This is a genomic window from Allobosea sp. AAP35 (genome assembly GCF_001295925.1).
GTDB lineage: Bacteria > Pseudomonadota > Alphaproteobacteria > Rhizobiales > Beijerinckiaceae > Allobosea.
This window is the reverse complement of sequence record NZ_LJHQ01000075.1, coordinates 17,382-34,022: the sequence shown is the minus strand read 5'-3', so window position 1 is coordinate 34,022 and position 16,641 is coordinate 17,382. Positions and strand designations below refer to the sequence as shown.

The 16,641-nt window shown below is 65.7% G+C and carries 21 protein-coding genes; 7 read left to right on the top strand and 14 right to left on the bottom strand.

The features are described from left to right. Positions 1 to 48: 48 nt before the first annotated feature. The 7 genes from ptsN to IP69_RS20685 form a co-directional block, all read right to left on the bottom strand. Complete coding sequence (ptsN, locus tag IP69_RS20715) at positions 49 to 510, bottom strand: PTS IIA-like nitrogen regulatory protein PtsN (protein ID WP_054144720.1); 462 nt, start codon at positions 508 to 510, stop codon at positions 49 to 51. Positions 511 to 586: 76 nt separating this feature from the next. Further along, complete coding sequence (raiA, locus tag IP69_RS20710) at positions 587 to 1,174, bottom strand: ribosome-associated translation inhibitor RaiA (protein WP_054144740.1); 588 nt, start codon at positions 1,172 to 1,174, stop codon at positions 587 to 589. A 110-nt stretch (positions 1,175 to 1,284) separates the two neighbouring features. Further along, positions 1,285 to 2,814 (bottom strand): RNA polymerase factor sigma-54, encoded by a 1,530-nt coding sequence (gene rpoN, locus IP69_RS20705; protein WP_054144719.1) that lies wholly within the window; start codon positions 2,812 to 2,814, stop codon positions 1,285 to 1,287. A 256-nt stretch (positions 2,815 to 3,070) separates the two neighbouring features. Then, positions 3,071 to 3,949, bottom strand: coding sequence for an LPS export ABC transporter ATP-binding protein (gene lptB / locus IP69_RS20700; RefSeq protein ID WP_054144718.1), 879 nt, complete (start codon positions 3,947 to 3,949; stop codon positions 3,071 to 3,073). 78 nt (positions 3,950 to 4,027) lie between these two features. Continuing rightward, positions 4,028 to 4,744 (bottom strand): LptA/OstA family protein, encoded by a 717-nt coding sequence (locus tag IP69_RS20695; protein ID WP_248306923.1) that lies wholly within the window; start codon positions 4,742 to 4,744, stop codon positions 4,028 to 4,030. Beyond that, positions 4,741 to 5,478 (bottom strand): LPS export ABC transporter periplasmic protein LptC, encoded by a 738-nt coding sequence (gene lptC, locus IP69_RS20690; protein ID WP_197279992.1) that lies wholly within the window; start codon positions 5,476 to 5,478, stop codon positions 4,741 to 4,743. The genes IP69_RS20695 and lptC overlap by 4 nt, the downstream gene beginning before the upstream one ends. A 167-nt stretch (positions 5,479 to 5,645) precedes the next feature. Next, positions 5,646 to 6,260 (bottom strand): ribonuclease D, encoded by a 615-nt coding sequence (locus IP69_RS20685; protein WP_054144715.1) that lies wholly within the window; start codon positions 6,258 to 6,260, stop codon positions 5,646 to 5,648. A gap of 240 nt (positions 6,261 to 6,500) precedes the next feature. Here IP69_RS20685 and IP69_RS20680 point away from each other — a divergent pair, with 240 nt between their 5' ends. Then, positions 6,501 to 6,980: a DUF805 domain-containing protein gene (locus tag IP69_RS20680; protein WP_054144714.1), complete on the top strand. Its 480-nt coding sequence runs from the start codon at positions 6,501 to 6,503 to the stop codon at positions 6,978 to 6,980. Further along, positions 6,923 to 8,134 carry a succinyl-diaminopimelate desuccinylase gene (dapE, locus tag IP69_RS20675; RefSeq protein ID WP_054144713.1) on the top strand — a complete coding sequence of 404 codons (1,212 nt, stop codon included), beginning with the start codon at positions 6,923 to 6,925 and terminating at the stop codon, positions 8,132 to 8,134. The genes IP69_RS20680 and dapE overlap by 58 nt, the downstream gene beginning before the upstream one ends. Here dapE and truA read toward each other — a convergent pair. The 3 genes from truA to def all read right to left on the bottom strand — a co-directional run bounded on the left by truA (position 8,128) and on the right by def (position 10,541). After that, positions 8,128 to 8,865, bottom strand: a complete 738-nt coding sequence (gene truA / locus IP69_RS20670; protein ID WP_054144712.1) for a tRNA pseudouridine(38-40) synthase TruA — start codon at positions 8,863 to 8,865, stop codon at positions 8,128 to 8,130. The two genes, dapE and truA, sit on opposite strands and share 7 nt — an antisense overlap. Next, complete coding sequence (gene fmt / locus IP69_RS20665; protein ID WP_054144711.1) at positions 8,865 to 9,794, bottom strand: methionyl-tRNA formyltransferase; 930 nt, start codon at positions 9,792 to 9,794, stop codon at positions 8,865 to 8,867. The genes truA and fmt overlap by 1 nt, the downstream gene beginning before the upstream one ends. 171 nt (positions 9,795 to 9,965) lie before the next feature. Continuing rightward, positions 9,966 to 10,541 carry a peptide deformylase gene (gene def / locus IP69_RS20660; protein WP_054144710.1) on the bottom strand — a complete coding sequence of 192 codons (576 nt, stop codon included), beginning with the start codon at positions 10,539 to 10,541 and terminating at the stop codon, positions 9,966 to 9,968. Positions 10,542 to 10,660: 119 nt separating this feature from the next. Here def and rmuC point away from each other — a divergent pair, with 119 nt between their 5' ends. The 3 genes from rmuC (at position 10,661) to IP69_RS20645 (ending at position 12,617) form a co-directional block, all read left to right on the top strand. Then, positions 10,661 to 11,845, top strand: a complete 1,185-nt coding sequence (gene rmuC / locus IP69_RS20655) for a DNA recombination protein RmuC (RefSeq protein ID WP_054144709.1) — start codon at positions 10,661 to 10,663, stop codon at positions 11,843 to 11,845. A 74-nt stretch (positions 11,846 to 11,919) separates the two neighbouring features. Beyond that, positions 11,920 to 12,183 carry a type II toxin-antitoxin system prevent-host-death family antitoxin gene (locus tag IP69_RS20650; RefSeq protein WP_054144708.1) on the top strand — a complete coding sequence of 88 codons (264 nt, stop codon included), beginning with the start codon at positions 11,920 to 11,922 and terminating at the stop codon, positions 12,181 to 12,183. After that, the gene (locus IP69_RS20645; RefSeq protein WP_054144707.1) at positions 12,180 to 12,617 is read left to right on the top strand and encodes a hypothetical protein; all 438 of its coding nucleotides are present in this window, start codon (positions 12,180 to 12,182) and stop codon (positions 12,615 to 12,617) included. Before IP69_RS20650 ends, IP69_RS20645 begins: the two co-directional genes overlap by 4 nt. Here the strand turns inward: IP69_RS20645 and IP69_RS20640 are convergent, their stop codons facing one another. After that, the gene (locus tag IP69_RS20640; RefSeq protein WP_054144706.1) at positions 12,618 to 13,127 is read right to left on the bottom strand and encodes an OsmC family protein; all 510 of its coding nucleotides are present in this window, start codon (positions 13,125 to 13,127) and stop codon (positions 12,618 to 12,620) included. It abuts the gene before it with no gap. Positions 13,128 to 13,232: 105 nt separating this feature from the next. Here IP69_RS20640 and IP69_RS20635 point away from each other — a divergent pair, with 105 nt between their 5' ends. Both IP69_RS20635 and IP69_RS20630 read left to right on the top strand, forming a co-directional pair. Then, positions 13,233 to 13,529 carry a BrnT family toxin gene (locus IP69_RS20635; protein ID WP_248306922.1) on the top strand — a complete coding sequence of 99 codons (297 nt, stop codon included), beginning with the start codon at positions 13,233 to 13,235 and terminating at the stop codon, positions 13,527 to 13,529. Further along, entirely contained in the window at positions 13,507 to 13,800 is a 294-nt protein-coding gene (locus IP69_RS20630; RefSeq protein WP_054144705.1) for a BrnA antitoxin family protein, read from the top strand. Before IP69_RS20635 ends, IP69_RS20630 begins: the two co-directional genes overlap by 23 nt. 6 nt (positions 13,801 to 13,806) lie before the next feature. Here the strand turns inward: IP69_RS20630 and IP69_RS20625 are convergent, their stop codons facing one another. From IP69_RS20625 to IP69_RS20615, 3 genes are all read right to left on the bottom strand, one after another. Beyond that, on the bottom strand, positions 13,807 to 14,589 hold the full coding sequence (locus IP69_RS20625; protein ID WP_054144704.1) for an ABC transporter ATP-binding protein: 783 nt from the start codon (positions 14,587 to 14,589) through the stop codon (positions 13,807 to 13,809). 61 nt (positions 14,590 to 14,650) lie between these two features. Beyond that, positions 14,651 to 15,481 (bottom strand): ABC transporter permease, encoded by an 831-nt coding sequence (locus tag IP69_RS20620; protein ID WP_054144703.1) that lies wholly within the window; start codon positions 15,479 to 15,481, stop codon positions 14,651 to 14,653. A gap of 16 nt (positions 15,482 to 15,497) precedes the next feature. Further along, positions 15,498 to 16,466: an aliphatic sulfonate ABC transporter substrate-binding protein gene (locus IP69_RS20615; RefSeq protein ID WP_082359514.1), complete on the bottom strand. Its 969-nt coding sequence runs from the start codon at positions 16,464 to 16,466 to the stop codon at positions 15,498 to 15,500. Positions 16,467 to 16,641 lie beyond the last annotated feature (175 nt).

The window sequence follows — 16,641 nt, the reverse complement described above, 5'->3', positions numbered from 1 at the left end:
TTGCGATCTGGTCAAATCCCAGAGCGTTCGATCGCGATCGACGGCACCTTAGGCCGCCTGGGCAGCCGTCTCGGCCAGAACGGCATAGATCGCCGCCGGGTCACGGGTGCTGCGGACCTGCTCCAGCACCGATTGATTGCGCAGGACACGGGCAACCCGGGCCAGCGCCTTGAGATGATCGGCACCGGCGCCTTCCGGCGCGATCAGGACGAAGATGATGTCGACCGGCTGACCGTCCAGCGCGTCGAATTCGATCGGCTTGTCGGCGCGGGCAAACAGCCCCACCAGTCGATCGATGCCCGGCATCCGGCCGTGAGGGATCGCGATGCCGTCGCCGATGCCGGTGGAACCCAGTCGCTCGCGCTGCTGCAGCGATTCGAACAGTTCGCGTTCGGGCAGACCGGTCAGCTGCGCGGCGTGCTGGGCGAGTTCCAGCAGCGCCTGCTTCTTGCCATTGGCCCGCAGCGGCGAAATCACCGCCGCGGGTGTCAGGAGATCCATCAGCGTCATGCGCCAGCCTATGCATGTCCCATGCCGCACAGATGGCGGCTCGCGACGGGTTCCGGCCTACGGGACCCCGACAGACCTAAGACAGCGAAGCCGGCGGATCGATCCAGCCGATGTTGCCGTCGCGACGGCGGTATACGACGTTCATCCGGCCATGGCCAGCATGGCGGAAGATCACGACCGGAGCGCCGGTCAGATCGAGCTCCGCCACGGCATCGCCGACAGTGAGAACATGCAGGGATTTGGTCGATTCCGCGACGATCACCGGATTATCGCCGGCTCCCTCGAGTTCGATCTCCTCGATTTCCTCGTCGGGAGCCGCGATCACATAGCTGGGGATTTCGACGCCGGGCTCACGGCCATTGGCCGAGGCGGAGCGGTCCTTGAGCCGCCGCTTGTAGCGACGCAGTCGCTTCTCGATGCGCTCCGCCATCTTGTCGAGGCTGGCATAGGCATCATGGGCCGTGCCGGAGGCCTCGAGCGTGATTCCAGACGACAGATGCAGCACACCGTCGGTCTTGAAGGCGGTGCCGTCCTTTCCGACGGTGACGTGACCCTGATAGCCACCCTCGTAGTATTTGCTGAGAGCGGCGGCCACGCGGGCCTCGGCCTGGCCGCGCAGGGCCTCGCCGACATCGAGGTTCTTGCCGGAGATTCGCAAGCTCATGGAGTGCTTCCCCTTGTTAGCCATGGCCGGGAGATCGGCCATCTTAGCGAGCTAAGAACTGGCTACCGGGTATGTCAATGATATGGCCGCAAGCGACAGGGAGTTGCGCCTCAGCGACTGCCCATGGCCATGGCGACCTTCTCGCGTCGCCTTTCCATCGAGGAGGGGATACGCAGCGACTCCCGGTATTTCGCAACCGTGCGGCGGGCGATGTCGATGCCACCCTCCTTCAATCGCGCCACGATCGCATCATCGGACAGGACAGCGGCCGGCGCCTCGTCATCGATCATCTGGCGGATCCGGAAGCGCACGGCTTCCGCCGAATGGGCCTCGCCATAGCCTGTGGCGGCAATCGCGGCCGAAAAGAAATATTTCATCTCGAAGACGCCGCGCGAGCAGATCAGGTATTTGTTCGAGGTGACGCGCGAGACCGTCGATTCATGCATGCCGATCGCGTCGGCCACCGTCTTGAGATTCAACGGGCGCAGATGCTCGACGCCATGGGCGAAGAAGCCGTCCTGCTGGCGGACGATTTCGCTGGCGACCTTCAGGATGGTGCGGGCGCGCTGCTCCAGCGAGCGTGTCAGCCAGTTCGCGGTCTGCAGGCATTCGGCAATAAAGGCCCTGTCCTCATCCTTGCGGGCGGCCTTCGAGACCTTGGCATGATAGGTCTGGTTGATCAGGACGCGCGGGAGCGTGTCAGGGTTGAGATCGACCAGCCATGAGCCGTCGGGCGCGGCGCGGATGAAGACATCGGGCACCACCGTCTCGGCGGTCGAGCCGCCGAAACCGCGCCCCGGCTTGGGATCGAGCCGCCGGATCTCGGCGACCATGTCGGCGATGTCCTCGTCGTCCACACCGCAGATGCGCTTGAGCGCGGCGAAGTCGCGCTTGGCGACGAGGTGAAGATTGGCGACGAGTGCCTGCATGGCGGGGTCGAAGCGGTCGCGATCGCGCAACTGGATCGAGAGGCATTCGCAGACGTCGCGCGCCGCGACCCCCGACGGATCGAAGCTCTGGACGATCCGCAGGATGCCCTCGACACGGGCGACCGACACGCCCAGTCGCTCGGCAATATCGGGAAGCGGCTCGCCGAGATAGCCGGCATCATCCACCGCATCGATGAGATGGCGGCCGATCAGGCGGTCGGCCGGCTCATGGACCGCCAGATCGAGCTGCGTGCTGAGATGGTCGTGCAGCGAGGCCTCGACCGTCAGGCTGCTCTCGAATCCCTCGGGCCCGTCCTCGAAGGAGCCGCCCGAGCCGCCATAGGCCCCGCCGATGATCGGCAGGCTGTCGGCGCCGCGCGTATCAAGCCTAGCCATGCTTGGCTGCTCGCCCTGAAAAACATTGTCGAGCCCGGTTCCCAGCCGGTTTTCCATTCCCTCCTGGCTGTTCAGGCTCTCGGCGCGATCAAAGCTGTCGGCGTCGGCGGCATGGATGTTATCGCCGCCATTGACCTGCAGCGGGCCCTCGGAGGTGTCGTCGCGCTCGAGCAGTGGATTGCGCTCCAACTCGCCTTCAACGAAGGTCTGCAATTCGAGATGCGACAGCTGCAGAAGCTTGATCGCCTGCAGCAGCTGCGGCGTCATCACCAGGGACTGGCCCTGGCGCAGCTCCATACGCGGCATCATCGCCATTGCGGCTTCGACCCTTCCCTGTCAGCGCGCCAATTCGGCACACTTCTTGCTTGGAAGATCAGCCTAGCGCCGTCCGGACAGCGCGTCAAAGCCTTGCCTGCTCATCAGGCAGGAAAAATCATGCACCGCAACATGCCACCGAATCAGGCATCCGTCATCCGGTCAGGGTATGCAGTGGCAGGCAGCCGCATCGCCGCAGACAAGTATGCGCTGTATCGGCTGTGAACTTCCAAGCCGAAAGGGGCGGACGGCTTCGCTAGAGCCGGAAATCCTCACCGAGATAGACGCGGCGGACATCGGGATTGGCGATGATCTCAGCGGGCGAGCCTTCAGTGAGCACCCGGCCGCTATGGATGATATAGGCACGGTCCACGAGGCCCAGCGTCTCGCGGACGTTGTGGTCGGTGATCAGGACGCCGATGCCGCGATCCGTCAATTGCCGCACCAGCGCCTGGATGTCGCCGACCGCGATCGGGTCGATGCCGGCGAAGGGCTCGTCAAGCAGGATGAAAGAGGGCTTGCCGGCGAGCGCGCGGGCGATCTCGCAGCGGCGCCGCTCGCCGCCGGAGAGCGCGATCGAAGGAGCCTTCCGCAGGCGCGCGATGTTGAATTCTTCGAGCAGCGTGTCGAGCTGGTGCTCGCGAGCCTTGCGGTTGGGCTCGACGACTTCGAGCACGGCGCGGATATTATCCTCCACGCTGAGGCCGCGAAAGATCGAGGCCTCCTGCGGCAGATAGCCGATGCCCAGCCGCGCGCGCTGATACATCGGCAATTGCGTGATATCGTTGCCTTCGAGCGAGATCGTGCCAAGATCGGCCGCGACCAGCCCCGTGATCATGTAGAAGATCGTGGTCTTGCCGGCGCCGTTGGGGCCGAGCAGGCCGACGGCCTCGCCTTGGCGCAGATGCAAGCTGGCGTCGATGACGACGGTGCGACCGCCATAGCTCTTGCGCAGACCGCTGACCGCGAGGATGCCCGGCCCCCCCAATGCGGAGCCGGCCGAGACACCGGCCTCGGCCGCGCTTTGTCGGCTCTCGCCGGAGCGCCCGAACAGGCGGCCCAACAGGCCGCGGCGCTGATGGGTTGGCGGAGCTGCGCTTTGGAGCGAGTGATCGGATTGCGGGATGTCGGACATCGTCACGGCGAAAGCTGTGCCTGGGCTTGAGAGTTCGGCGAGGTTCGATCGCGTATCGGGACGACGCGCGCGCCTGGTTCAGTTGGTGGGCGCGGCAGGTTTGGCACCCGGCGCGGGCTTGGCCCCCGGCGCCGGCTTTGCCGTCTCGGCGGCGTTGGGCACGAAGAAGCCCTGGACACGACCGCCCTTGGTGGTCTCGACATTGGCGATGCCGGTAGCGGTGTTGTAGGTCAGTTTCTCGCCGCGGGTGATGTTGGGGCCATCGTTCAGCGCGACATTGCCGGTCATCACGACCTGATTGTTGGCGCGGTCAAAAACCGCATGATCAGACGTGGCGGCCTGCGTCTTCGAGACGACCGTGACGGGCCCCTTGCATTCAATGCGCTTGATCGAGCTGTCGCCTGATTGCCCGGGCGCGGCCGGAGTCGCCGGGGCTGCCGCCGGCACCGGTTTAGCACCGGGGGCACCCTGGCCGCCACGGCCCTCGTAGAACACGGTCATGGTCGAGCAGCGCACCGTCGTCTCGCCCTGGACGGCCACGACATTGCCGCTGAACACGGCGCGATTGTCCTTGTCGAGCACGTCGAGCTTGTCGGCGTCGATCTTGATCGGCTCCTTGCTGTCGCCGCCGAGCCCGCCCAGGGGCGAACCCGAGGCACCGCCTCGGCCGCGTGCCTGAGCTAGCGCATCCTGCGGAGCGGCTGCGACCATCGCCAAAGCCAGCACAAAACCTGCCGCGGCGAGACGGGGCGCGAGGCCCATGCGTGAGGGGCGGAAGGCTGGCTTCATCGTCATTGTCCCGTCCCGTTGGGCTGGTTGCCTGTCGCTGGTGTCTCGCCGGCGGAAGGCGGAGGCCCCGACTGGAGCAGTTCCAGCGCGGGCGTGCTGCCCTCCCGCTCGGGGCCGGCGATCGTGCCGGCCGGCGCATTCGGAATATAGGCACGTACGCGCCCCTGGAAAACGATCAGCGCGCCATTGTCCTTCACGTCGAGCGTGTCCGCGTCGACGGTGGTGGTGCCCAGACTGACCTTGACGGGCTCCTTCGAGACCACCGTGCCGCCTTTGAAATCGACATCCGCGGTTTTCATGCGGATTTCATAGCCGCCCTCGGTTTTCACCTGAACATCATCGACCAATCGCAGCTTTTCCTTCTGCGTATCGAAAAGGCCTGTCTTCGCATTGACCGTGACCCAGCCCTCGCGTTCCATCTGGAGCCGCGCCGTGAGCTTCTGCAGTTCGACCTGCGTCGGATTACGAATGTCCTGAAGCGCCGCTTCGGCCGTCACTTCATAAGGACGGTTGTCCTGACGGTGGCCCGAGAGGCGCGGCGTATCCATCTTCACCTTGCCGCCAGATATGCCGACCGCGCCGAGCGATACGCTGGCAAGCCCCCGCAAGGGGTTCAGAAACGGCGCCACGATCAGGGCCAAAACCGCGACCACAGCCCCAACGGGAATGGCAAGGCGCAGGAACCGCACCAGAAGCGTGTGCCGGCGTGCCGAGCCAAAGGCTGCCTGCCGACGCGCCACGGTCCTGGCCTCGCGCCCCCCGTTGAGGCGTGCAGCCCCGTGATCGGATGTCATTGCCAAAGTCATGCCCCGCGCAATGGCAGTCGCTAACGGCTTTTTCGTGTCGCCGCTGCGCGCCCTCGCAGCGGCTGCTCACAACGGACTGACGCAAGAAGGCTCGGATTTTGTCAAGTATGGGCGAAAATATCCGTCTCCGGCCAGCCGGCCAGATCGAGCTGCGCCCGGAACGGCAGGAATTCAAAACAGGCTTTCGCCAAGTCATGACGGCCTTCGCGCGCGAGCATCATGTCCAGCCGCGCGTGCAGCGCGTGCAGATGCAGCACATCGGAGGCGGCATAGGCGAGCTGCGCGTCGCTGAGCGTATCTGCGCCCCAATCCGACGATTGCTGTTGCTTGGACAGCTCGATGCCGAGCAATTCACGCACGAGGTCCTTCAACCCGTGCCGGTCGGTGTAGGTGCGGGTCAGCTTGGAGGCGATCTTGGTGCAGTAGACCGGGCCGGTGACCACACCGAAGGCGTGGCGCAGCACGGCAATGTCGAAACGTGCAAAATGGAACAGCTTGAGAACCGCAGGGTCTTCAAGAAGCGCGATCAGGTTAACCGGCCGCGCGCCGCCCTTCGGGATCTGGACGACATCGGCTGAACCGTCGCCGCGCGAGAGTTGCACCACGCACAGACGATCACGGTGAGGATTGAGGCCGAGGGTCTCGGTGTCGATCGCCACGCTGGCGCCAGCGTCGAAGCCGTCAGGCAGGTCAGCGCGATGGAAACGGATGGTCATGTCGCAAAACCTCGCTCGAGCGCCACTGCGCTCTTTGAAAACCGGATGCCGCCCCGACAGCGCCACGCCCGGTCCCGTCCTGCGGAATACCAACATCCATCGTCGCAGCTAGCCGCGCGGGCCCCGGCAGACAAGGCTTTTTTAGCAACGGGCCCGGCGCGGCGACATTAACCATTTATTTACCATATCCCTTTCGAGCGATCCCGAGGCGTGCCAGAAAGGCGACATCGGAGCTGATCGATGTCCCTCTTCCGCCTGTTGACCGACTTTGATGGCCGTATCGGGCTGCGCCGCTTCTGGCTGGGGAGCGCGCTGGTGGCCCTCGGCTTGTTCGGAATCCAGAAGTTCGCCTTCACGTTCTTTTACTTCGAGGCCGAGAAGATCGTCGCCTTTGCCCAGGCCTTCGCGCTGTTTCCCTGGGCCGCACTGGCCGCCAAGCGAGCCACTGATCGCGGCAGCAGCGGCCTCTACGGCATCATTTTGATCTGCGTGATCGTGCTTCCGGCGCATCTCAAGCCTTGGCTGCCTTATGCCTGGACGCCCTCGCTCGACACGGTGGCGCTGATCGCCTGGCTGTTTGCGCTGGTGGATCTCGGGCTGATGCCATCCGCACGGGGGGGCGAGCGGCTTGCGGCGGACGGCGCCGGTGGTAAAGCGGGCCCATGGACACAAGCCCGATCCCAGACCTCGCCTTCGATCCCCTCGACCCTGTCGCGCTGACCCAGGCGCTGGTTCGCTGCCCTTCGATCACGCCGCAAGAGGGTGGCGCACTCGCGTTGCTCGACGCAGTGCTGTCGTCACGGGGCTATGACGCCCAGCGGCCCCGCTTCAGCGCGACGGACACGCCCGAAATCGAAAACCTCTACGCCCGGAGCGGGACGCAAGGCCCGGTGCTCGTCATCGCCGGCCATACGGATGTCGTGCCCGTAGGTGACGCGGCTGCCTGGACGCGTGATCCGTTTGGTGGCGCGATCGAAGACGGCGTGCTGCATGGACGCGGCGCCTGCGACATGAAGGGCGGGCTCGCCGCGATGATGGCGGCCGCGCTGCGATTCCAGCGGGACTGCCCCGATGCGCCGGGCTCGATCGCCTTTCTGATCACCGGCGACGAGGAAGGGCCGGCCATCAACGGCACCGTCAAGCTGCTGGAATGGGCTCATGCGCGCGGCGAGCGCTTCGACCATTGCCTGCTTGGCGAGCCGACCAATCCGGCCACCATGAGCGACATGATCAAGATCGGCCGTCGCGGTTCACTCACCGGGCGGCTCACCGTCCATGGCAAGCAGGGCCATGTCGGCTATCCCCATCTTGCCGACAATCCGATCCGCGGCATGGTCAGGCTGCTGGCGGCGCTGGACGCTGCACCCCTGGACCACGGCACGGAGCATTTCGATCCGAGCAATCTCGAGGTTACGACGCTTGATGTCGGCAATCCCGCGAGCAATGTCGTGCCGGCCCAGGCCCGGGCGGTGTTCAACATCCGCTTCAACGACGTCTGGACGCCGGAGGCCCTGGCCGCCGAGATCGAGCGACGCCTGCGCGAGGCGGCCGGCAACACCGTGCGCTACGAGATCGCCTTCGACCCGACCAATGCGGTCGCTTTCCTGACGCAGCCCGGCCCCTTCGTGGCGATGGTGGCGGATGCCGTCGAGGCGCAGACCGGCAAGCGCCCGGCGCTCTCGACCACTGGCGGCACCTCGGATGCGCGTTTCATCAAAAGCTACTGCCCCGTCGTGGAATACGGCGTCGTCGGGCAGACCATGCATCAGGTGAACGAGTGCGTCGCGGTCGCGGATCTGCTGGCGCTGGAGGCGATCACCTATCGACTTCTCAGCGCCTATTTCCAGGCACCGGACGGCACTGGGGCTCAGTAATCCACGCCCGCCAGGTAAAGCCCGCAAGGGGGTGCGAGCGCGGCGCATTGCGAGCGGTCGCATGCGGCCAGGACCTTGCCGAGCTTGTTCTCCGGCCAGCGCCCCGCGCCGACCATCTTCAGGCAGCCGACGATCGAGCGAACCTGATGATGCAGGAATGAGCGCGCATGGGCGTAGACCACGATCTCGTCGCCCTCGCGGCGGACGTCGAGACGGTCGAGCGTGCGCATCGGGCTGTTGGCCTGGCATTCCGCGGCGCGGAAGGTGGTGAAGTCGTGATGGCCGAGCAGCGCCTTGGCGGCGCGGTCCATCGCCTCATGGTCGAGCCTGACCGGCACATGCCAGAGCCGGTCGCGATCGAGCGCGGGCTGCGCGCGCCGGTCGATGATGCGGTATATGTAATAGCGCCGCTTGGCCGAAATGCGCGCATCGAATTCGTCGGTCACGGCGTGCGCGCTCACCACCGCGACGGGAAGATGCTTGAGGCGGGCATTGCTGGCGTCGCGCACCACGTCGGTGCGCCAGTCCTTGTCGAGATCGACATGGGCAACCTGGTGCGTGGCGTGGACGCCGGCATCCGTGCGCCCGGCGCAATGCAGCCTGACGGCATGGCCGCAGAAGGCCTCGATCGCTTCTTCCACGCTCTGCTGCACGGAGGGACCGTTGGTCTGGCGCTGCCAGCCCGAGAACGGTGTGCCGTCATATTCGATGACGAGCTTGTAGCGCGGCATCAGAGCATGATGCCCGCGCCGAGGCGCGCGCCGCGCAGGAACTCCGCCCCGCTGACGGGCCGCCCGCCCGCCCGCTGAACCTGGAGCAGTTTCACTGCCCCCTCCGCGCAGGCGACCGTGCCCTCGTCGTCGAGCAACGTGCCGGGCTCGGCCGCACCGCCGGCCAGCGCCGAACGCAGGACCTTGAGACGCTCAGGACCCCTGCCGAGATCGATCTGCGCGAACGCGCCGGGAAAAGGCGCAAGACCGCGGACAAGATCATGGACCTGCTTGGCGGGGCGGGCCCAGTTCAGCTTGGCCTCGGCGTTGCCGATCTTGGCGGCGTAGGTCAGGCCTTCGTCCGGTTGGGGCGTGAAGCCCAAGGCGCCGCGTCCCAGCGCCGCCAGCGCGCGCACCATCAAATCCGCGCCGAGCGGCGCCAGGGCATCGTGCAACTCGCCCGACGTCATGTCGGGGCCGATCTCCAGCCGCTCGACCATGCCGACGGGGCCGGTATCGAGACCCGCCTCCATCTTCATGACGCAGACGCCGCTCTCGGCATCGCCTGCCATGACCGCACGCTGGATCGGCGCCGCACCGCGCCAGCGCGGCAGCAGCGATGCGTGCAGGTTGAGGCAGCCCAGTTCCGGCAGATCGAGGATCGCTTGCGGCAGAATCATGCCGTAGGCGACGACGACGGCGACGTCAGCTTCATGGGAGGCGATCTGATCGGCGACCTCCGAAGTCTTCAGGGTCGAGGGCGTGAAGACGGGAATGCCGAATCGCTCGGCCGCCTTCTGCACCGGCGAGGGCTTGAGCTCGAGCCCGCGCCCGGCCTGCGCCGGGGCGCGGGTGTAGCAGCTCACGACCTCGTGGCCCTGGCCGATGATCTCGGTCAGGGTCGGCACCGCGAAATCGGGCGTGCCCATGAAGATGACGCGCAAACTCATACGCTGGATATTACCTTGGTTGGGCCAGCAGGGCCGGGCCCCGCGCCGTCATTCCGGGCGAGCGAAGCGAAGACCCGGAATCCATCATAGAACACGGCGCCCTCCGATAGATTCCGGAGCAGCGCCGCTTCGCGGCTTGTCCGGAATGACGGCAATTTCGTTGCTGACGCGTCACGCCTCGCGCCGCGCCTGCTTGGCGAAGCGCTTGGTGACGCGCTCGCGCTTGAGGCGCGAGAGATGGTCGATGAAGAGCACGCCGTTGAGATGGTCGATTTCGTGCTGGATGCACGTCGCCAGCAAACCTTCCGCCTCGATTTCCTGCCGCTTGCCGTCGAGATCGGTGTAGCTGACCGTCACGGACGCCGGACGCTCGACCTCTTCGTAATATTCCGGGATCGAGAGACAGCCTTCCTCATAGACGCTGCGCTCCTCGGACGACCAAGTGATTTCAGGATTGATGAAAGCAATCGGGTTGCGCGGCTGGGCGTCGCGTTTTTCCTGGGCGCCTTCCGCTTCGAGGCCCTCCGCGTCCGCCTGTTCGTTGGCCGCGCGCTTGGCGACGTCGAGCGTCACCACGCGCCAGGGCACCCCGATCTGGATGGCGGCCAGCCCGATGCCGGGCGCATCATACATCGTCTCGAACATGTCGGCGACGAGTGCGCGGATCTCGGGCGTGATCTCCTCGACCGGGGTCGAGACCAGCCGAAGCTGGGCGTCGGGCAGGATGACGAGCGGGCGGATGGCCATGGGGAGCGTTCTGCGCGATTTTTTGATGACGAGACGGCGACATAAGCGCTTGTGTCCCGCCGGTCAAACTGTTCCGCTTTCGTTCGAATTCGTTCATCCGAATCGGTTATCGTTCCGGCATGAAAGAGATTGCCTTCATTCTGCTCGACCGCCCGGTGACCTGGGCCGAGGCCACGTTGGGCGTCGCGTCCATCAGCGTCGCCCTGCTGATGCTCATGCTGCTGTCGTCCTGGCGCGGCGGCCGGGGCCGCGCGCTGGAGGCGGCGATCGCCGCGGAGCGCGCGCGTGAGATGGATGACAAGGTCGCGGAGATGAACCGGCTCCAGTCCGAGATGACCGGGCGGATGCAGTCCATGGCCGAGATCCTCTCGACCCGGCAGGGCGATCTGGCGCGGCTGGTCGCCGACCGCATGGACGGCTTGAGTCACAAGGTCGGCCAGGGGCTGGATCAGAATGTCCGCCAGACCAGCGAAAGCCTCGGCAAGCTGCAGGAGCGGCTGGCCGTGATCGATTCCGCGCAGAAGAACCTGACCGACCTGACTTCCGAGGTCGTGACGCTCAAGGACGTGCTCTCCAATAAGCAAGCGCGCGGCGCCTATGGCCAGGGCCGGATGGAAGCGATCATCCGCGACGGCCTGCCCAGCGCCTTCTTCGCGTTCCAGCCGCAGCTGTCGAACGGCAAGCGGCCCGATTGTCTCGTCACTCTGCCCGGCGATGGGCGCGGGTTGGTGATCGACGCGAAGTTTCCGTTGGAGAGCTTCACGCTGCTGCGCGGAGCGCGCGGAGAGGAGGCGCGCAAATCGGCTGCCGCCCGCGTCCGCGCCGATGTCGGCGTGCACGTGAAGGACATCGCCGAGCGCTATTTCCTGCCTGGCGAGACCCAGGACTTGGCACTTCTGTTCGTGCCGTCGGAATCGATCCATGCCGACCTGCACGAGCATTTCGACGACGTGATCCAGAAGGCGCACCGGGCGCGGATCATGATCGTCTCGCCCTCGCTGCTGGCGCTGGCGATCCAGCTCATGCAGTCGCTGGTGCGCGACGCCCGCATGCGCGAGGAGGCGCAGGTGATCCAGAGCGAGGTCGGCAAGCTGCTCGTCGATGTCCGACGCCTTGGGGAGCGGGCGGAGAAACTCGACCAGCATTTTCGCCAGACGCAGGACGACGTCGCGGGATTGCGCACCTCGGCGGGCAAGATCACCAGCCGGGGCGAGCGGATCGTGGCGCTGGAGTTCGACGACGCGAAGGCCGAGCCGACACTGCCGTTTGCCGAGGGGTTGGCGCTGAAAAGGGCGGCGGAGTGACAGAACGCTGAGTGAGATTGATCGGCTGCAACCTTCGCATTATATGTATAATGCGAATTGTTCGGAGACGAGCCATGCGGGTCACGACGGCAGACTTCATCAAGAATTACGGCACGCTCGCCGACAAGGCATTGGCCGAGCCGGTGACGATCACCAAGAACGGTCGCGATCGGCTCGTCGTGATGTCGGCCAGCGAGTATGAGCGGCTTTTGCGTCGCGACCGCCGGGTCGTTCTGGCGGAAGAACTCAGCGGTGAGGAGTTGGCGCTGATTGCCCAGGCGGAGGTTCCGCCCGGTTACGAACATCTCGACGCCGAACTTGCGGATTGGAAGTTTTGAGCTGGCCCAAGCCCGTTCCGGGGCTTGTGATCCGCTACGCCTATCTCTGGAAGCGCCAAGCCGCTGATGGCCAAGAGGAATCGGTTAAGGACAGGCCAGCAGCAGTTGTCCTCGCAATCGCAGATGCGTCCGGGCGGTCGCGCGTCTACGCTTTGCCAATCACCCATTCACCTCCGCTCGACGTCAACGATGCCGTCGAGATTCCGCCTGTCACGAAGCGCCGTCTCGGTCTGGACGGCGAGCGGTCCTGGATCATGTTGACAGAGGCCAACGTCTTTCTGTGGCCGGGGCCGGACCTGCGCGTTGTCCCAGGCTCCGAGCCGTCCAGCCCAACCTATGGAATGCTGCCGCCAGCCATGCTTCGCGAGACCACGAAGCGCTTCCTCGAACGTGCGCGGCGCAACCGATTGCGGCTTGTCCCGCGAACCGACTGATCACCCCACCTTCAGCGTCGCACTCAACTCCGGCTTGACGTTCAGCGTCTGAAACACGACGCAATAACGCTCGGTGAGCTTCAGCAGGGTGTCGAGCTTCTCCTGCGAGGCGTCGGTTTCGACCTCAAAGGAGAGGCGAATCGCCTTGAAGCCGACGGCGGCATCCCTGGCGACGCCGAGCGTGCCGCGGAAGTCGAGATCGCCCTCGGCATGGACGATGCCCTTCTTGAGCTCGATCTCGAGCGCGGTCGCGACTGCCTTCAGCGTGACTCCGGCGCAGGCAACGAGCGCTTCAAGCAGCATGTCGCCGGAGCAGAGTTCGGCGCCCGAACCGCCGGTCGCCGGGTGCAGACCGGCGAGTGCGATGGCGCGACCCGTCTCGACCTTGCAGGCAATGTGCTGGTCGTCGAGCTCGCCGCGCGCCTTCAGCGTCACGACGCCAGCCTGCGGATCGGTGCGATAGGCGTCCTTGAGAGGGGCCTGGAGGGCGCGGAGAGCGGTGACGTCCATGGTCTGCACTTTCGGTCTGTCTGGGAGGATGGCGATAGCCGATAGGGGCAATCCCGCACAAGGCCAACGTCGCTTGTCGGGATCTACATAATCATGTAGATTTGAATGATGGGTTCAGATGAGCGCTGTTCCTGGGATGACGGCAAGCGGCGGCTCAACCTTGAAGCCCATGCCTATGATTTCGCCGACATCGGCGTGGTCTTCGATGGGCGCTTCGTGGTGACCCGGCAGGACCGCCGCTTCAATTATGGCGAGGATCGCTTCAACATGCTGGTCGAATTCGAGGGCCGTGTGATCAACGTGACCTTCACGCCGCGCGGCCAGCGCATGCATCTGATTTCCGTGCGCCCCGCGAGCCGGGAGGAAAGGAGCGTCTATCATGACCGACGACACGCCCCGTAAAACCCAGGCCGGCGGCAGCGACTGGAGCCGGATCGAACGCCTCTCCGAGGACGAAATCGAGGCGATGGCGCGCACGGACGGCGAGAACCCGGCAACGACATCGGCAGATTGGGCCGAAGCCTTCATCGGCCTGCCGCCGCAGAAGACGCCGGTCAACGCGAAGTTCGACGAAGATGTCGTGACCTGGTTCAAGGCGCAGGGCCGGGGCTATCAGGCGCGAATGAACGCGGTGCTGCGGCGCTATATGGAAACGCATCGCAAGGCGGGCTGAAGGCCGTCACCACCACATCCCCGCCGTCTCGGCGGCCTTCTGCTGGTAGGGAGCCTCGTCGCGCAACGAACGGTCGAGGCTGCGCAGGATCTCGCGCTTGGCGGCCTCGAAGGCCGGGGAGAGCCGGTCGCGCGGGCGGGCGAGCGGATTGTCGAACGCGTCGAAGATGCGGCCCGGCTTGGGTTGCATCACCACGATGCGGTCGGCCAGCGTCACCGCCTCCTCGACGTCATGGGTGACCATGACGACCGTCGGCCGGCTCTCGCCCCAGAGCGCCAGCAGATGGCCGTGCAGGCTGGCGCGCGTCGTGGCGTCGAGCGCCGAGAAGGGCTCGTCCATCAGGAGCAGCTTCGGCCGTGTCACCAAAGCGCGCGCGATGGCGACACGCTGCTGCTGGCCACCGGAGAGTTCGCGCGGCCATCGGCCGTCATGGCCGGCGAGACCGACGCGGACGAGTGCGTTGGCGACCAGCCCCTCGCGCTCGAAAGACGAAAGATGCGACAGGCCGAAGCCGATATTCTCGGCGACCGAGAGCCAGGGGAACAGGCGCGGCTCCTGAAAGATCACGCCGACATCGGCGCGCGGCTCGACGATGGCCTCGCCGTTCAGCAGGATGCGCCCGGCGCTTGGGCGGTCCAGCCCAGCGATCAGCCGCAGCAGCGTGGTCTTGCCGCAGCCGGAGCCACCGACTAGCGCCAGGATTTCGCCGGGCGCGACGTCGATGGTGACAGCCGACAAGGCCTGCGTGCCGTCGGCATAGGTTTTCGACAGGGTCTCGAAGCTCAGCATCGAGGAAGGCTTTCTCAAGGGAGAGGGCTTGCTAGAGGAGGACTTGCTAGAGAACGACTTGCTAGAGTTTGTCGCGGGCCGTATCCTGCCAGGCGAGAACCGGCCGCGTCACGGCGACGAGCAGGCCGTCGGCCAGCTTGCCGAGCACGGCGAAGCTGATGATGGCGGCGATGATGGTATCGGGCCGGCCGAGTTGCTGGCCGTCGACCAGGAGGTAACCGAGGCCTTCGCTGGCGCCCATGATTTCGGCCGCAACCACGAACATGAAGCCTAAGCCCAGCCCCGAGCGCAGCGCCGTGATCCAGGCCGGCAGGATTGCCGGCAGCAGTACCCTTCGCGCCATCGCCAGCCGGCCGAGCCGAAAAACGCGGCCGACCTCGACGATCTTGCGGTCGATACCCTGGATCGCGGCGGCGACGCCGAGATAGACCGGGAAGAACACGCCGACCGCGATCAGCGCGACCTTCGAGGCCTCGAAGATGCCGAGCCAGAGGATGAAGAGCGGCACCCAGGCGATCGAGGGAATGGCGCGCAGCGCCTGCAGCGTCGGGTCGAGGATGCCCCGCGCCACCGGCAGGGCGCCGGTGATGGCGCCGAGCAGCGTGCCGGCGGCCGCGCCGAGCCCGAAGCCCGCCGCGACCCGCCAGAGCGTGGCCGTGGCGTGGGTCAGCAGTTCACCCGAGGAGGCAAGCCCCCAGAGGGTTGCGCCGACGACGCTCGGCGGCGGCATCAGCCGACCATTGGCGAGGCCCGTGTCGACCGCAACCTCCCAGAGAATGGCAAGCAGCACCGGCAGCGCGAACCCTGCCAGCGCCACGCCTGGCCGGCGTGGTCGCGAACGAGCGGGACCGCCCTCCTCGTTCGCAGCCGTCTCGAGGCCGAGCGCGCTCATCAAGGCCGACGCGGCGTTAGTTGGTGACGGCGAAGCTGCGGTCGAGAAGGTCGTCGACCACGGCCTTCACATCGCTCTTGGCGGGCACCACGCCGGCCTCCTGGAGTGCGAGGCCTGCCGCAATGATCGTGTCGGCCTGGGCCTGGCCGATCGTCGAGTGGGTCAGTTCGGTGCGGGTGAGTTGGCGCTCGATGACGGCATCCGACAGCTTGGTGTATGTGATCAGCGTCTTCTTCAACGCGGCCGGGTTGGCCAGCGAATAAGCGCGGGCCTGCTCATAGGCCGTCAGCACCTTGCGGACGAGGGCCGGATTGTCCTTGGCGAAAGCCTCGCGGACGTTGAGCACGCCCCAGGTGTTGTCGGCCGCCTTGCGGTGAAACAGTCTGGCGCCGCTCTCGATTTCGGCTGCGGCCATCAACGGATCGAGCCCGGCCCAGGCATCGACATCGCCACGCTCCAGCGCCAGGCGCCCATCGGCATGCTGCAGCAGGACGAGCTTGACATCCTTCTCGGTCAGCTTGGCCTCGGCCAGCGCGCGCACCAGGAAGATATGGGGGTCGGTGCCGCGGGTGACGGCGACGCGCTTGCCCTTGAGATCGGAAACCTTGGTGATCTCGCTCTTGGCGCCGGTGACGAGCGCGGTCCATTCGGGGCGCGAATAGACATAGATCGACTTGATCGGGTTGCCATTGATCTTGCCGATCAGGGCTGCGGCGCCGGCCGTCGATCCGAAATCGAGCGAGCCCGCATTGAGGAACTCCAGCGCCTTGTTGGAGCCGGCCGACTGGACCCAGCGCACCGTGATGCCGTCAGCAGCCAGGGCCTTTTCGAGGATGCCGCTGTCCTTCAGGACGAGGCTGACGGGGTTATAGGTCGCGTAATCGACCCGGATTTCCTTCGGTACCTGAGCGACGGCCTGTCCGGCAGCGAAAGCCAGTGAGGTCGCGGCAAGGCCGGCGATGGCGATACGGCGCGTGATGATCATGAGAGGTCCCTTTCGATGCGCGAAGGGACCGAGCGACAGGTTGGCGCCCATGCCCCACGCTTTAGCTGCACTTGTTTCGCGCCCGCAAGCGGGTGGCTCAAATCGGCGCGTATCCGCCTTTTAGGTCCATTCGTTCTGTATGTCAAACAGTACAGGTGCAGATGTTGAATGCTTA

Coding starts and splice junctions, on each gene's coding strand:
- ptsN (WP_054144720.1), bottom strand. CDS start 510: ATGACGCTGATGGATCTCCTGACACCCGCGGCGGTGATTTCGCCGCTG.
- raiA (WP_054144740.1), bottom strand. CDS start 1,174: ATGAGCTTGCGAATCTCCGGCAAGAACCTCGATGTCGGCGAGGCCCTG.
- rpoN (WP_054144719.1), bottom strand. CDS start 2,814: ATGGCGATGATGCCGCGTATGGAGCTGCGCCAGGGCCAGTCCCTGGTG.
- lptB (WP_054144718.1), bottom strand. CDS start 3,949: ATGTCCGACATCCCGCAATCCGATCACTCGCTCCAAAGCGCAGCTCCG.
- IP69_RS20695 (WP_248306923.1), bottom strand. CDS start 4,744: ATGACGATGAAGCCAGCCTTCCGCCCCTCACGCATGGGCCTCGCGCCC.
- IP69_RS20685 (WP_054144715.1), bottom strand. CDS start 6,260: ATGACCATCCGTTTCCATCGCGCTGACCTGCCTGACGGCTTCGACGCT.
- IP69_RS20680 (WP_054144714.1), top strand. CDS start 6,501: ATGTCCCTCTTCCGCCTGTTGACCGACTTTGATGGCCGTATCGGGCTG.
- dapE (WP_054144713.1), top strand. CDS start 6,923: ATGGACACAAGCCCGATCCCAGACCTCGCCTTCGATCCCCTCGACCCT.
- truA (WP_054144712.1), bottom strand. CDS start 8,865: ATGCCGCGCTACAAGCTCGTCATCGAATATGACGGCACACCGTTCTCG.
- fmt (WP_054144711.1), bottom strand. CDS start 9,794: ATGAGTTTGCGCGTCATCTTCATGGGCACGCCCGATTTCGCGGTGCCG.
- def (WP_054144710.1), bottom strand. CDS start 10,541: ATGGCCATCCGCCCGCTCGTCATCCTGCCCGACGCCCAGCTTCGGCTG.
- rmuC (WP_054144709.1), top strand. CDS start 10,661: ATGAAAGAGATTGCCTTCATTCTGCTCGACCGCCCGGTGACCTGGGCC.
- IP69_RS20650 (WP_054144708.1), top strand. CDS start 11,920: ATGCGGGTCACGACGGCAGACTTCATCAAGAATTACGGCACGCTCGCC.
- IP69_RS20640 (WP_054144706.1), bottom strand. CDS start 13,127: ATGGACGTCACCGCTCTCCGCGCCCTCCAGGCCCCTCTCAAGGACGCC.
- IP69_RS20635 (WP_248306922.1), top strand. CDS start 13,233: ATGATGGGTTCAGATGAGCGCTGTTCCTGGGATGACGGCAAGCGGCGG.
- IP69_RS20630 (WP_054144705.1), top strand. CDS start 13,507: ATGACCGACGACACGCCCCGTAAAACCCAGGCCGGCGGCAGCGACTGG.
- IP69_RS20625 (WP_054144704.1), bottom strand. CDS start 14,589: ATGCTGAGCTTCGAGACCCTGTCGAAAACCTATGCCGACGGCACGCAG.
- IP69_RS20620 (WP_054144703.1), bottom strand. CDS start 15,481: ATGAGCGCGCTCGGCCTCGAGACGGCTGCGAACGAGGAGGGCGGTCCC.
- IP69_RS20615 (WP_082359514.1), bottom strand. CDS start 16,466: ATGATCATCACGCGCCGTATCGCCATCGCCGGCCTTGCCGCGACCTCA.